Annotated in this window: 10 protein-coding genes and 1 pseudogene; 10 read left to right on the forward strand and 1 reads right to left on the reverse strand. The window is 69.0% G+C overall.

Translation table 11 applies throughout. The features are described from left to right. The first annotated feature begins 23 nt into the window (after positions 1-23). The 9 genes from eccCa to I3F58_RS07155 all read left to right on the forward strand — a co-directional run bounded on the left by eccCa (position 24) and on the right by I3F58_RS07155 (position 11,540). Entirely contained in the window at positions 24-4,004 is a 3,981-nt protein-coding gene (gene eccCa, locus I3F58_RS07115) for a type VII secretion protein EccCa (protein WP_240107388.1), read from the forward strand. Positions 4,005-4,050: 46 nt separating this feature from the next. After that, complete coding sequence (locus tag I3F58_RS07120; RefSeq protein ID WP_240107389.1) at positions 4,051-5,472, forward strand: DUF6177 family protein; 1,422 nt, start codon at positions 4,051-4,053, stop codon at positions 5,470-5,472. 117 nt (positions 5,473-5,589) lie between these two features. Continuing rightward, the gene (locus I3F58_RS07125) at positions 5,590-5,925 is read left to right on the forward strand and encodes a hypothetical protein (protein WP_240107390.1); all 336 of its coding nucleotides are present in this window, start codon (positions 5,590-5,592) and stop codon (positions 5,923-5,925) included. A gap of 50 nt (positions 5,926-5,975) precedes the next feature. Beyond that, positions 5,976-6,287: a pore-forming ESAT-6 family protein gene (locus tag I3F58_RS07130; protein WP_240107391.1), complete on the forward strand. Its 312-nt coding sequence runs from the start codon at positions 5,976-5,978 to the stop codon at positions 6,285-6,287. Between the two features lie 45 nt (positions 6,288-6,332). Beyond that, positions 6,333-6,755, forward strand: a complete 423-nt coding sequence (locus tag I3F58_RS07135) for a DUF6507 family protein (RefSeq protein WP_240107392.1) — start codon at positions 6,333-6,335, stop codon at positions 6,753-6,755. Continuing rightward, entirely contained in the window at positions 6,752-9,667 is a 2,916-nt protein-coding gene (locus tag I3F58_RS07140; RefSeq protein ID WP_240107393.1) for a hypothetical protein, read from the forward strand. Before I3F58_RS07135 ends, I3F58_RS07140 begins: the two co-directional genes overlap by 4 nt. A 35-nt stretch (positions 9,668-9,702) precedes the next feature. Then, positions 9,703-10,518, forward strand: a complete 816-nt coding sequence (locus I3F58_RS07145) for an immunity 49 family protein (protein WP_308354957.1) — start codon at positions 9,703-9,705, stop codon at positions 10,516-10,518. A gap of 28 nt (positions 10,519-10,546) precedes the next feature. Further along, positions 10,547-11,005 (forward strand): hypothetical protein, encoded by a 459-nt coding sequence (locus I3F58_RS07150; RefSeq protein ID WP_240107395.1) that lies wholly within the window; start codon positions 10,547-10,549, stop codon positions 11,003-11,005. Continuing rightward, entirely contained in the window at positions 10,962-11,540 is a 579-nt protein-coding gene (locus I3F58_RS07155; RefSeq protein ID WP_240107396.1) for a hypothetical protein, read from the forward strand. The genes I3F58_RS07150 and I3F58_RS07155 overlap by 44 nt, the downstream gene beginning before the upstream one ends. 140 nt (positions 11,541-11,680) lie before the next feature. Here I3F58_RS07155 and I3F58_RS07160 read toward each other — a convergent pair. Next, positions 11,681-12,190 (reverse strand): annotated as a pseudogene (locus I3F58_RS07160) (transposase); the annotation flags it as partial. A 57-nt stretch (positions 12,191-12,247) separates the two neighbouring features. Between I3F58_RS07160 and I3F58_RS07165 the strand changes: the two are divergent. Then, positions 12,248-13,732, forward strand: a complete 1,485-nt coding sequence (locus I3F58_RS07165) for a hypothetical protein (RefSeq protein ID WP_240107398.1) — start codon at positions 12,248-12,250, stop codon at positions 13,730-13,732. The last annotated feature ends 8 nt before the right edge of the window (positions 13,733-13,740 follow it).

The following is a 13,740-nucleotide window of genomic DNA, read 5'->3' on the forward strand; positions in this document are numbered from 1 at the left end:
GCCCACCTGAGCCAGAGCAGCCGATGAGCACCCGATTGATCCACCGCCCGGCCCGGACCACCCGTCCGCCCGCCGCCTCGGAGTCCCGTGTCATCGAGGCTCCGCCGAACCTGCCCGAAGGCAAGGCCGGGAACGTCGCGATGTCGCTGCTGCCGGTCGCCGGCGTCATGTCGTCCGTCGTGATGATGACGGTCGTACGGAACAGCCGGTTCGCCGCGCTCGGCGCGATCATCCTGGTCGTCACCGTCCTCGGATCGCTCGTGCTGGTCTTCTCCCAGCGCGGCAAGGCCCAGCGCACCCGCCGCACCCAGCGCGAGGCGTACCTCGCCTACCTGGAGGACCTGCGCGAGGAACTGGCCGCGGACGAGCGGGAACGGCGGGAACGCGCGGACGTGCTCAACCCGCCGCCGCACGCGCTGTACGACGTCGTCCGCGACCCCGCCCGCCTGTGGGAGCGGCGCCGCTCCGACAGCGACTTCCTGCGGGTCCGGGTGGGGACGGGGGAGATGCCCGTACGCGATCTGAGGATCGCCGAGCCGGGCTCCTCGGTCCTCACTCCGCCCGACCGGTTCATGCTCAACGAGGCGTCCGCGCTGACGGCCCGCTTCCGCACCGGCCACGAACTGCCGCTTACCGTCCCCCTCGACCGGGTCGGGGACATCAGCGTCGTCGGGCCGCGCGAGGACTGCCTGCGCGTCGCCCGCGCCCTGCTCGTACAGACGGCGGCATTCCACGCGCCCGACGACGTGGCCGTCGCCGTCGCCGCCCCCGGGGAGCGCCTCGCCGTCTGGGAGTGGGCCAAGTGGCTGCCGCACCTGCTGGACACCGAGCAGTTCGACGGGCCCGTCGCCGCCCGCCGCATCGCTCCGTCCCTGCCCCGGCTGGCCCGGCAGCTCGGCCCCGAGCTGCGGCGCCGCGCCTCGTACGCGGCGGAGGTGCGGCGCGGCCTGTCCGGCAAGGACGCCCTGACGACGACGTCCCGGCTGCTCGTCGTCGCGGACGGCCACGGTGAGGACGCCGTCGAACTGCCGCTGCCGGACGAGGCCGTCGGCCTGCGCGACATGGGCGTCACCGTCCTCCACCTCGTCGAACAGCGCATCCAGGAGCCGGGTCATGTCGGGGTGCGCATCACCGTGGACGGTGAGCGGGTCGTCATCGAGGACCTGCGCGAGGAGGAGCCGATCAGCGCGCACGGCACCGTGGACGAGGTGGACGTGCCCTTCGCGGAGGGCCTGGCCCGGATGCTCGCCCCGCTGCGCCTGTCCGCCGAGTCACTGGTGGACGCGCCGCTGTCCGGGCCCGTCGGCTTCGCCGACCTGCTCGGCATCGACGACATGGGCAGTCTCGACCTGGACCGGCTGTGGGCGCCCCGCGGCGAGCGCTCCTTCCTGCGCGTGCCCATCGGGGTCAACGACTCCCGCGAGCCGGTGCTGCTCGACCTGAAGGAGTCCTCCGAGCTGGGCATGGGCCCGCACGGGCTGTGCGTCGGCGCCACCGGATCCGGCAAGTCGGAGCTGCTGCGCACCCTCGTCCTGGCCCTGGTCGCCACCCACCCGCCGGAGGACCTGGCGCTCGTCCTGGTCGACTACAAGGGCGGCGCGACCTTCGCCCCGTTCGCGGACCTGCCGCACGTCGCCGGGGTCATCACCAACCTGGAGAACCAGGCGGGCCTCGTCGAACGGGTGCACGCCTCCCTCGCCGGCGAGGTCAAGCGCCGCCAGCAGGTCCTCAAGGACGCCGGGAACGTCGCCGACATCGGAGACTACGCGGCCCTGCGGGCCGACGGGCGGCCCGACCTGGAGCCCCTTCCGCACCTGTTCGTGGTCATCGACGAGTTCGGCGAACTCCTCACCGCCAAACCGGACTTCATCGACCTGTTCCTGTCCGTCGGCCGCATCGGCCGGTCCATCGGCGTGCACCTGCTGCTGTCCAGCCAGCGCATCGAGGGCGGCAAGCTGCGCGGGCTGGACACCTACCTCTCGTACCGGCTGGGGCTGCGCACCTTCTCCGCCGACGAGTCCCGCACGGTCCTGGACACCCAGGACGCCTTCCACCTGCCGCCGCTGCCCGGCTTCGGCTACCTCAAGGTCGACACCAGCCACTACGAACGCTTCAAGGCCGGATACGTCTCGGGCGCCTACCGCGGACCCGTGCGGCGCCCCGAGGAGGAGGACACCGGCCCGCTGGTCCTCCCCTACCCGGCCTTCAACGGCCCGGCGGAGCACGGGAACGTCGGAGGCGGGGAGGAACCCGCCGCACGGCGCCGCGAGTCCGGCCCCACCGAGATGGGCGTCATGGTCGAGCAGCTGGAGCGGGCGCCCGTCGCCCCCGTACGCCGCATCTGGCTGCCGCCGCTGCCGCCCGCGCTTCCGCTCGACCGGGTCGCCGGGCCGCTGGACATCGGTCCGCGTGGCATGCAGCTGCGAAGGCGCCGCGGCCCGCTCCGGGTGCCGCTCGGGCTGCTCGACGACCCGACGAAGCAGTGGCAGGGCGAGTGGTTCCTCGACCTGACCGTCGCGGGCGGCCACGCGGCGGTCATCGGCGGGCCGCAGTCCGGCAAGACGACCCTGCTGCGCACCCTGGTCCTGTCCCTCGCCCTGACCCACACGCCCCAGGAGGTCGGCGTGTACGCCCTGGACCTGGTGGGCGGCGGCCTCCAGGCGCTGTCCGGGCTGCCGCACGTCGGCGGGGTCGCCACCCGCGCCGACCGGGAGCGCGCGGCCCGGACGGTCGAGGAGGTGCGGGCCATGCTGGCCCTGCGCGAGGAGCTGTTCCGTACGCACGGCATCGACTCCGTCGAGCAGCTGCGCACCCTGCACGCGACCGGGCGCCTCCCCGAGCTGGCGTCCGCCGAGATCGTGCTCGTCGTCGACGGCTTCGGGGCGCTGCGCGACGACTTCGAGGAGCTGGACGACGCCGTCTCCGACCTCCTCAAGCGGGGCGGCGGCTACGGCATCCACGTGGTGGCGGGCATGCTGCGCTGGAACGACGTCCGCATCGCCGTCCAGTCGAACTTCGGCACCCGCGTCGAGCTGCGGCTCAACGACCCGGGCGAGTCGAGCATCGACCGCAAGCTCGCGGAGACCCTGTCGCCCGACGAGCCCGGGCGGGTCCTCACGGACGGCAAGCTCTTCGCGCAGGCCGCCCTTCCCCGTACGGACGGGCTCTCCGACGCCGCCGAGCTGGGCGCGGTCCTGGAAGGCGCCGCCGGTACGATCCGGGCCACCTGGAGCGGCGACGTCGCCCAGCCCGTGCGGGTCCTGCCGCACGTCCTGGAGCCGGGGCTGCTGCCCGGTCCCGCCGCGGAACCCCGGCGCGTGCCGATCGGCCTGGACCAGACGGACCTCGCGCCGGTGCTGCTCGACCTCTTCGCCCACGACCAGCACCTGCTGGTGATGGGCGACAGCGAGTGCGGCAAGACGAACCTGCTGAAGACGGTCGCGACGGGCCTGATCGACCGGTACGGCGAGGACGACCTGGTCTTCGCCGTCATGGATCCGCGCCGGGGCCTGCGCGGCGTGATCCCGGAGGAGTTCCTGGGCGGCTACGCCTACAACGCCAAACTGTGCGCGGGTCTTTCGGCTGGGATCGCCACCGAACTGGAGAAGCGGCTGCCCGATGAGGACGCGTCCCTGGAGGACCTGGAGCCCGGCAGCTGGGGCAGCGGCCCGCGCATCGTGGTCCTCGTGGACGACTACGACGTGCTCACCACCGCCGGGCAGGCACCGCTCTCCCCGTTCCTCCCGTACATCCCGTCCGCCGTCGACATCGGCCTGCACTTCGTCCTGACCCGCCGTGTCGCGGGCGCGTCGCGCGGCATGTACGAGCCGCTGGTCCTCGGCCTGCGCGAGTCCGGCGCCTCGGCACTGATCATGTCGGGAGACCGCGGCGAGGGCCAGCTCAGTCCGGGCGTGTACGCCGCCCAGCAGCCCCCGGGCCGAGGCGTCCTGGTCCGCCGGGGCCGGCCCAACCGCCTGATCCAGACGGCCTACGGCTCCGCCTGACGGCCGCGCGTCCGGAACGACGAGGAGCAAGGGACCTGAGGACCACATGACCAAGGACGTTGTCGCGCTGACCCGCCGGATGCCCGACCCGGCGGCCGTGCTCGCGGGGCTGCTCGCCGGTGGCCCCGACAAGCTGGCGGGCCTGACGGGCGAGGGCGCCGTGGTGCAGTTGTGCGACGAGACGGGCCGACCGCTCGTCTCGGTCGAGGCGCCCCTGCTCGTCCAGGTCGAGGGGGAGGCCGAGCGGCTGCTGGGAGCCGTGCCGCCGCCGGTGCCGTTCTGGTGGACCGAGGCCCGCGCCACCACGGGCGTCCCGGACGCCGAGCGGCTCGCCGGGACCTTCGCGGCCCGGCTCGTCGGCCTCGCCGGAGGCTCCGCGTGGCCCCCGGAGGCCGCCCGGTCGCTGGGCGTCGTCCGGACCGAGGGGGTGGGCGTGGCACCCGAACCGGCCGCCGCGCAGCCCGCCGTCGACGTCCTCACCGACAAGGTGGCGGTCGTCATCCAGGACCGTCCGGTGGTCGCCATGACGGCCTGGCTGGCGGACGCGTTCCGTGCCGCCGCCGAGGCCGGGCTGGGCCTCCAGATCGTCAGCCCGCCGGGTGCCACGCTCACCCCCGCCGTACGCGACACCCTGGGCGGCTGGCCGTCGCGGTGGGTCGTGCGGGACGAACGGGACGGCTACTACGACGGCAGGACCGGAGCCGTACTGCGCTGGCAGGAGGGCATGTTCGCGCCGGTCGGGCCGGCCGCGGACGCTGCGGCCGGGCAGGCGGAACCTCCGGTGGCCGCCGCCTACCGGGAGGCCGTGGCGACGGGGGAGCGGCAGCTCGCCCTCACGTTCCGCGCGGTGCACCCCGCCGACGAGCGCCTGGTGCTGGGCGGCGGCCTGGAGGCGGTCTGGCGGGAACTGACGGGGGAGCCCCCGTCCGGCTGGGGGACCGCGGAGCCCGCCAACCTGCCGTGGTCGCCGCGCCGTCTGACCGACGTCGCCCATGAACGGGCGCCCAGCCCCACCTGGTTCGTGGTGGTCGGCGGCCCGGACCGGCCGGGACTGGCCACGGTGCGGATACGCCGTACGGAGGCGGGGGTCGAGGAGGAGGTCACCCTGGCCTTCGGCTACGGCGCCGAGGAGGCGCCGCCGGTGGACGCACTGCCGCGCGCCGCCGAGGTCCTCGCGACCCGCCACCGCCTCCAGTCCATGCTCGTGCAGATCCGCAGAGCCCGCCGCGACCTGGCTGTACCGCCCCGCTTCGAAGGGCCGGGTGTGCCCGTGGCGTTCGTGCTCGGCGCCGAGGAGGTGCGGGCCATGCCGGACGACCGTGCGCGCCGCACGCCGCTGCCGCGGGCTCCGGCCGAGCTGGGTCCCAAGACCCGCCCGGCGCTGTACTACCCGCTGCCCGGCGATCCTTCCGACCTGTCGGGTTGGCAGGACTTCGAGCTGCTGATGAGGCATCTGAAGGGCGCGTGAGCCGGTGAGTCCGTGTCATACCTTCGTCACAGTGACCTGGTTACGGATTGCAAATGAGGTGCCCGAGTTGATACAGATGGGCGAGTATCCGAACAGCAGAGCGGCAGGGGGAAGCCGATGAAGTTCGACATGGGATCCGGGGTCCTGACGACCCTGATGCAGCAGTCGAACCTGTCCACCAACGATCTGGGACTGCTGATCCGCCAGCTCATCCAGGCGGCGGCACCGCTGGAGGGCAAGTTCAACGGCGCGGGCAAGGCGTCGTTCGACCTGTTCAAGTCGCGTTCGGACGAGATCACGGCGGAGCTGAACGCCTCGCTCCGGGCGATCCTGGGCGGTCAGTCCGGGATGGAGTCGGCGTTCGGCTCGGGTGAGCAGGAGCAGGGCGAGAACGCCCGGACGCAGATGTCGGCGGCGAACTTCGACGCGGCCCGCTTCTCGGGCCGCCGCTGACGGCCGTATCGCAGACGTACCGATTCGTACCCCAGGGGGAGTGGACCTCGATGGCATCCGGCAATGACCGCCGCTCGTACGACATCTCGGCATCGGGTGAGGCACAGACCAACATCCAGGCGGTGATCGCCAATCTGGAGCGGGTGATCGCCGCGCGTGACGCGCAGGTGAAGGCCGCGATGAAGGACTTCCAGGCCGACGGTGTGGCGGACGAGTACCACGGCAAGGAACTGCGCTGGAACAACGCGTCGCAGGAGGTCAAGAACATCGTCCAGCTGCTGAAGACGACGCTGGAGAAGAACGACGCGACGGCGCAGCAGACGCTGGCGCGGGCCAGGGCGGCGGTCGAGAACATCGGCTGACGGCCGTCGGCAGGAGGTTTTCGTTTCGCGTACGGGGGTGCGTCCATGACGTGGTGGGACATCAAGCCGCAGGGAGTACAGGGCCAGTTGCAGCTCACCGGCACGAAGGCCGGTGAGCTGGAGAAGGCGCTGAAGGCGATGCTCAAGGACATACAGGCGGCGGCGGAGGCCGCGGGGACGGCGGTGCCGGGGTCGGCGGCCACCACCCGGCTCCAGGGCCCCCCGTCGTCGTCGGACGACCTGGTACGCAAGGCCCAGGGCCCGGTGGCCGCGGCGCTCGGGGAGTACGTGCAGAAGCGCGGCAAGGAGTTCAGCTCGATGGCCGAGCGGACCCAGGCCGCCGTCCTGGGCGCGGCCAAGGCGACGAACGCGTATCTCGAGGGTGATCTGAAGGCGGCCAAGGAGGCCCAGGACGCGGCCCGTTCGGTGCGGCTGGACCTGCTGAAGGACGCCGGGGGGAAGAAGTGAGCGACAACACGCCGGTCATCCCCGGCGAGGTGCCGGTCTTCACCGGCAACGAGGAGGTGCTCGACGAGAAGGTCAAGGCCCTCAGCGGCCATGGCGTGAAGGTGGCCACAGCGGCATCGGACATCCACACCACGTTCGGCGGGCTGCGGGCCTTCTACCAGGCGCCCGAGGCCGAGCAGCTGTTCGCCACGACCAAGCCGGTCACGGACAAGGCCAACCAGCTCAGCTCCGACATGTGTGTGATCGCCGGAGCGCTCGGCACCTACGCGAACACCATCCGCCCCCTGGTCAAGCGCCTGGACGAACTGCGGTCCGAGGCCGTGGACTTCCGGACGAAGATCGCCGACGACGACAAGTGGCGCGAGGACGGCGACCTGGTCGACGAGAACAACGACCGGCGCAACGCGATCGCCGAGGTCTGGACCCAGTTCCAGGAGGCGGAACGTTCCTGCCACGCCAAGATCGTCGGCCTGGTCGACGGCAAGGCGCTGAAGGTCAACGACGGCTCCAACGCCGAGGGCATGTACGGCTACGACGCCGATTTCCTCAAGCAGGCCGAGAGCCTGCCCTGGGGCGACGCGGTCGAGGAGTCGATCCCCTGGTACCACGTGCACGAACACGCCTGGGAGTTCACCAAGGGCGTCTTCGTCGACGGCGTGTGGGGCACGATCAGGGGCCTGGGCACGCTGGTCGGTGTCGACGGCTGGGACGCGGCGGGCCAGGCGTGGACCGGCCTGGGCAAACTCCTGACGGGCGTGGCGATCACCGCGATCCCCGGGGTCGGCGCGGCGTACTGGTCCCTCCCCGACGACAAGCTCCCGTCCTGGCTGCGTGACTCGCGCACCGCGGTGAAGGAGACCGGCAAGGCGCTCGTGGCCTGGGACAAGTGGGGCTCCAACCCCTCCCGCGCCGCCGGTGAGGTCACCTTCAACGTCCTGACCACGGTCTTCACCGGCGGCGCCGGCGGCGCGGTCGCGGGCACCGGCAAGGCGGGCGCCGCGGCCAAGGCCCTGTCCCTGGCGAACAAGGCCGGCAAGGCCGTCGACCCGATGACGTACGTCTTCAAAGGCGTCGGCGGGAGCGTCACGAAGATCGGCGACATCATGACCGGCCTCAAGGGCAAGGGAACCTTCGAGACCCCGGACATCAACCTCGACGGCGCCATCGCCCTCCCCGACGGCGCGAAGATGCTGCCCGACGGAACGATCCACCTCCCCCCGGGCACCCTCGTCCCGGAAGGCGCGCTCGCACTCCCCAACGACACGATCAAGCTTCCTGAGAACACGGTCACCTTCCCCCCGGGCACGGTCAAACTCTTCGGAGACGGCCCCGCCCGGTACATGGACCCCACGGGCAACCTCTACGACGGCGACGGCATTCTCGTCCAGAAGGTCGAAGACGCCCCCGAGGGCGACACCCCCACCACCGACGCAACCACCCCGCGGCCCAACACCCCCGCGACGGCGAGGATCCCGGAACGCGAACTGGCGGGAGTCGGCGCCCGCAACACCGAGAACGCCATCAACCTGGGCTCGGACCTGTCCGACCCCCTCCGCCACTCAGACACCACCCCCACACCCCGCCACCCAGACACCACCCCAGGCGGCACAGCCCCCAACCACATGCCCGAAGGCCGCGCGCCCAACGGCATGCCCTCCAACGACCTGAACACCTCCCGAGGCGGCCAGGGCGACACCCCACCGCCGAACACCCCCCACACCGACGGCCCGACAACAGGCGGCCGCCCAGACAACCCGGTCGGCACGGGACACACCGACAGCCCCAGCACCTCAGGCCACCCCGACGGCCCGTCCACAGGCGCCACCCACCCGAACACACCAGGCACCGGCAGCCTCGACAACCTCGGCTCGGGCGCGGACGACGCCGCCCGCGCAGCTGACGACGCCGCCAACCAGCCTCCGGGCACAGGTGCATCGAATGATGCGGCTACGGGTGGATCTGCCACCCCGCGCAATCCGGTGGACCGCCCCAGCTTCATGCTGGACGGCGACAACCCCTATGGCCCTCCCGGGCGCCTCACCGACCGGCAGATCCAAGAGATCCAGGTCTACCGGGCCAACGAGGAACCTGGATATTTCGAGGACTATTACAAGAGCAATGGAAACCGGAAGAATCTCGACTTCAAAGACGAGAGTGGTACCACGCCGCCGCAGCTCACCAGGATGGACGAAAATTCACCCTGGATTCGGGCAAAGGATGCTCCCGAGCCTCCCAAGCCCCATTACCTCGATCCGAAGCTCATTCATAGGGGCGCGGATACGGTGTCGGATGCATCGCGCTTGAAGAGGTTGAAGGCGGCGACCCTGGACCGCTTCTTCGCGATCGAGTGGGACAAGCTCGCCGAAGGGCTCAAGAAGGACGCGGAATCCAGCCATAAGATCCATGGGACGGATGAAACGCGCGGCTTGTGGTCGGAAAGCCGCGGCGTGTACAAGGAATCCCACACGCAGATGGTCAAGGAGACGGAGCGCTACGGCGAGTTCGTGGCGGAGCACCACTACATCGCGGAGAATCATGCTGGGTCCGTGAAGCAGACCCTTCATGGACCGAAGAACGGTAATGATCAATTTGATCAGGTGTGGCGTCGGCCGGATGGTAAGTATGTCGTCGTCGAGGCCAAGAGTAGTATTGATACGAGACTCGGAGGTCGCAATCTTCCCAACGGGCGCAGGGTTTCTCAGGGCTCCCAGGAATATATCCTAGATATCATCCGAGAGATGGAAGATCGAGGTAAGACGATCAAGAGCGAGAAGGAACTGGCCCGCGCGTTGATGGCCGCTCTGAAGAAGGGTGAGCTGGAGTATGTGGTTGTCAAGGGTGACCGCAACGCGACCGCGTACAATGGCTACCACTATCAGCGCTTCGACATCACCAAGAGGACTCTGCCGTGACCACTATCGTGACTCGTCATTTCACACCTGGGGCCGTGGAAGAGGAATGGGCTGAATACCTCGGGGGCAATCTGGCCCAGGACATCGACGAGCTTGAGGAGTACCCGCACTCCTTCCCCATGGTCTTCAACGGCGCGCTCCTGCACCTCGGTGCTCGCTGCACCGTCGACCCGCGTGCGGCGAAGCTCGAGACCTGGGAAGCCGTGGTCAACACGCTCCAGCTGGGGTCGGCCATGTTCGCCGGCGTGTGCGCGGACGAGGGAACCGTGGAGTGTCGCATCAACCGCGAGATGCGCACGCTCCCGGCCACCGGCCCGGCGAGCTACGCCGATCTCGGTACCTGGCTGACGACGTTCTGGCTCGCCGTGGTGTGCCGCGACCAGAAGCGGATGACCGAGCTGGCGCAGGTTCCGCTGGATCGCATCGCGGCCGACGGGTACGACGAGTACGTGCGGCACTGGGTGGACACCCTCCAGACCTACTGGCTCCAGGGGCACGGCCTGGTGGAGAAGCTCACTCTCGCCGTCGAGACGTCACACCCGGACATCGCGACCATGACCCCCCGCGCCCTGCTCCAGGCCGTTCTCGCCCCTCCGATCAACCTCTTCTATCTGTTCGTCACCAACAATCCGTCCGGCTTCAACGAGTTCCTTGTCCAGGCACTGGAGCTCCACAAGGCCTACTGGACCGCTGACGAGAAGCGGGCAGAGAAGCCCGACGGGCATCTTGCCCTGGCCCCGCTTGCGTTGGCCTGCCTCGCTTACGACGGTGGCATGCCGATCGAGGTCGAATCCGGATACCTGCCGCACCACCTGCTCACCCGCGGCTGGTTGGGCGAGTTCCCCACGTGACGCTGGGGATTACCCAGGAGGGGAAGCTGTGATCACCAGTACTCCTGTAGCCCGTTGGACGTGGGGGCGCTTCGGTGAGGCTGGCGATCAGGTCGTCGGGGGTCTCCGAGGCCTGCTGGCCGCGCATGTTGTTCTGTGGGGCCATGGGCTTGTTGCCGGCCTGGCGCTTCTCTCCGTGACCATCAACGAAGCGGGCAAATCAAACGACCACCTGTTCGTCGGCGAGTTTGAGTTCGACGCGGCCTCGCCTGCATCCGCTGAACAATTCGCTGAGAGGATCCGCAGGGAGCTGCGCCCCGGAGAGATGGGATCTGTGTTTGCTGATGCCAGAAGTGACGGACTTGTGGCTGGCCCGGGCGGCATTCTGTCCGAGCGAAGGCTGTTTCGCCTCGGCTCATCGACTGTGGCCGACTATGTCGGTGTGGATCTCGTGACATTCTCCGATGTCTGGATGCCGGTACGACCTGAAAGGAAACCCGCAGCCTGATATTTATGCAGCGAATACTCCGCGGCTCGCTGCTACGCTCGGTGATCTTTCTGAGGCTCTTGGTACGGAGATTGACCCGGATGACCCCAGCTACTTCGGGAAGCCGACCGACACGGGAATCGAGAATTACTTCGACAGTGATCGTCGGGCCTCTGACGTATGGGCGACCTTCGAGATCCCCCGCCGCTACAGCGAGTTCAGGCACGCCCCGGGCTTCGGCGACATCGGATTCAAGCGCTCTGCGATGGGGCCGGTCGAGTATGTTGCCGTGCTGGACGAACTGGGTACACTCGGCTACCTCTGGGCATCCGATACCGAAAATGCCGCGAGTTTCGAGCCCTGTGATGTGGATGATGATAATAGATATGCGGCCGCGCGCTGGTGGCTGGAACGTATCCGTCTGGCGCATGATCGGGGCTTGACGCCCTCACAGGCTCTTTCAGAACTGGCGTCGGCATCGGAGGATGATGTCGTGAGTGTGCTCGGCTTGTCGGAATTGGGGAAGGTTTCGGGCTCAGAACGACAAGATCAGTAGCTGATCCGGACGGCTCGGAATGGGTTCGTGAGGCGTATCTCGACGTCCTCAGATTTACGGCTATGTAGGGCGTTGAAGCGAAGGACGACCTGAGGGACTTCTTCGTACTGACGCTGAGGTTGAAAGGGTGGGGTGACAGGCTATGGAGGCTCCAGACCGAGTCCGGTCTCGGCTATGAAGCCGTTGAGGGTCTGCGGTCGGCTTTGGATGGCGCGTAGGCGGTTCTTCACGAGCGGGGTGAGGTCGTCGATCGTGCGGGGTGCGAGGTTGGCCAGGGACTTCTTCAGGTGGGCCCATACGCCTTCGACGGGGTTGAGGTCGGGTGCGTAGGGCGGGAGCTTGACGATGGTGAGCCAGTCGCTGTTGCGGTTGCAGAACTCCCGTAAGCGCTTGGCGTGGTGGGTGCTGGCGGCGTCCCACACCACGATCAGCGGGGCACCGCCGAGCCGCCGGCGGGCGGAGGTGATCAGGTCCGCGAACTCACGGGCCCGGAAGCCCTTCTTCTCGCCGGTACGGCCCTGGTACGTCGGCGTCCGGTAGATCAGACGGGTCTCGTGGCCCGGTCTGACGCAGACCAACCCGGCCATCAAGACCCGGCCCGATCCCTTCCCGGTCACCCTGACCAGCGGCGTCCGGCCCCGCCGTGACCAGGTCCGGCCCTTCCCGACGACAAGCTCCCGTCCTGGCTGCGTGACTCGCGCACCGCGGTGAAGGAGACCGGCAAGGCGCTCGTGGCCTGGGACAAGTGGGGCTCCAACCCCTCCCGCGCCGCCGGTGAGGTCACCTTCAACGTCCTGACCACGGTCTTCACCGGCGGCGCCGGCGGCGCGGTCGCGGGCACCGGCAAGGCGGGCGCCGCGGCCAAGGCCCTGTCCCTGGCGAACAAGGCCGGCAAGGCCGTCGACCCGATGACGTACGTCTTCAAAGGCGTCGGCGGGAGCGTCACGAAGATCGGCGACATCATGACCGGCCTCAAGGGCAAGGGAACCTTCGAGACCCCGGACATCAACCTCGACGGCGCCATCGCCCTCCCCGACGGCGCGAAGATGCTGCCCGACGGAACGATCCACCTCCCCCCGGGCACCCTCGTCCCGGAAGGCGCGCTCGCACTCCCCAACGACACGATCAAGCTTCCCGAGAACACGGTCACCCTCCCCCCACGGGCACGGTCAAACTCTTCGGAGACGGCCCCGCCCGGTACATGGACCCCACGGGCAACCTCTACGACGGCGACGGCGTCCTCGTCCAGAAGGTCCGATTCCTCGGCTGCGGGCGACAACGGCGGGCATAGCGATCCCACCTCGACTGGTGGCCACACGGCATCCGGTTCGGACGGCGGCGCCGACTCCGGCGGCGGCCACTCGGGCACAGGCACGTCGGGCAGCAACCACTCCGGTGAGACGCAGGTCGTTCCCCACCAGGACGGTCCCGGGAATGGGCCGTCCGGCGGCCACGACCTCCCGGGTTCGTCCGACGCTGGCTCCGGAAACGGGGGAGGCCCGAGCGGAGACGGCCCTGGCGGAGACGGCCCTGGAACACCTGGTGAGCATCCGGTGGTACTGCACGGTGATCACGTGGCGCAGCAGCCAACCGGCAAAATGGCATCCGAGTCGGAGGACGCAGTCACTGCGGCGCTGACGGAGTCGAAGGTGGCTCCTGTTGACCAGCAGCGCATGCTGACCCAGTTGCGGAAGTCGGAGTACGGGGCGGCCGTCGCCGACTACATCGCCAGTGGACGTTTCGCTCATATGCCGGGGTACATCGACTTGATTTCCCAAGTGAAGCAGCGCGACATGATGCCGGCCGTCCATCAAGCACTCGAGCATGCGGCAGAACTGCAGGCCAAGAACATCGACTCGATCGAGTTTGAGTTGAAGCTGCCGGACCAGAAGCTCGACCTGGACGTCCTCGTGAAATCCGAGAACGGGATCGAATACGGTGCGCAGCTGAAAGATGTGGACAACGCCAACGGAATCAAGTCGGCGGTCAAGAAGATCGCGGAGAAGCAGCTTGGGGGCGCCGGCGTGGATGTTAAGGTGGCGATCCTCGACGTCCACGACGTGAAGGGCGCGTTGACCGACCAGACACTGAAGCACGTTCAGAGGGCGGCCGACCGCACCAACGCCTCGTTCGAGCTGCGCTTCAAGGACGGTTCCGTCACCGTTTATCCGACCAACTCGACGAGGCGATAAGGAACGTC

Source organism: Streptomyces sp. MUM 203J (genome assembly GCF_022414595.1).
Classification (GTDB): domain Bacteria; phylum Actinomycetota; class Actinomycetes; order Streptomycetales; family Streptomycetaceae; genus Streptomyces.

What these genes read in the sequence shown, in the direction of transcription:
- I3F58_RS07125 (WP_240107390.1), top strand. Translation starts at nt 5,590, where the DNA reads ATGAAGTTCGACATGGGATCCGGGGTCCTGACGACCCTGATGCAGCAG.
- I3F58_RS07120 (WP_240107389.1), top strand. Translation starts at nt 4,051, where the DNA reads ATGACCAAGGACGTTGTCGCGCTGACCCGCCGGATGCCCGACCCGGCG.
- I3F58_RS07155 (WP_240107396.1), top strand. Translation starts at nt 10,962, where the DNA reads ATGTCTGGATGCCGGTACGACCTGAAAGGAAACCCGCAGCCTGATATT.
- I3F58_RS07135 (WP_240107392.1), top strand. Translation starts at nt 6,333, where the DNA reads ATGACGTGGTGGGACATCAAGCCGCAGGGAGTACAGGGCCAGTTGCAG.
- eccCa (WP_240107388.1), top strand. Translation starts at nt 24, where the DNA reads ATGAGCACCCGATTGATCCACCGCCCGGCCCGGACCACCCGTCCGCCC.
- I3F58_RS07130 (WP_240107391.1), top strand. Translation starts at nt 5,976, where the DNA reads ATGGCATCCGGCAATGACCGCCGCTCGTACGACATCTCGGCATCGGGT.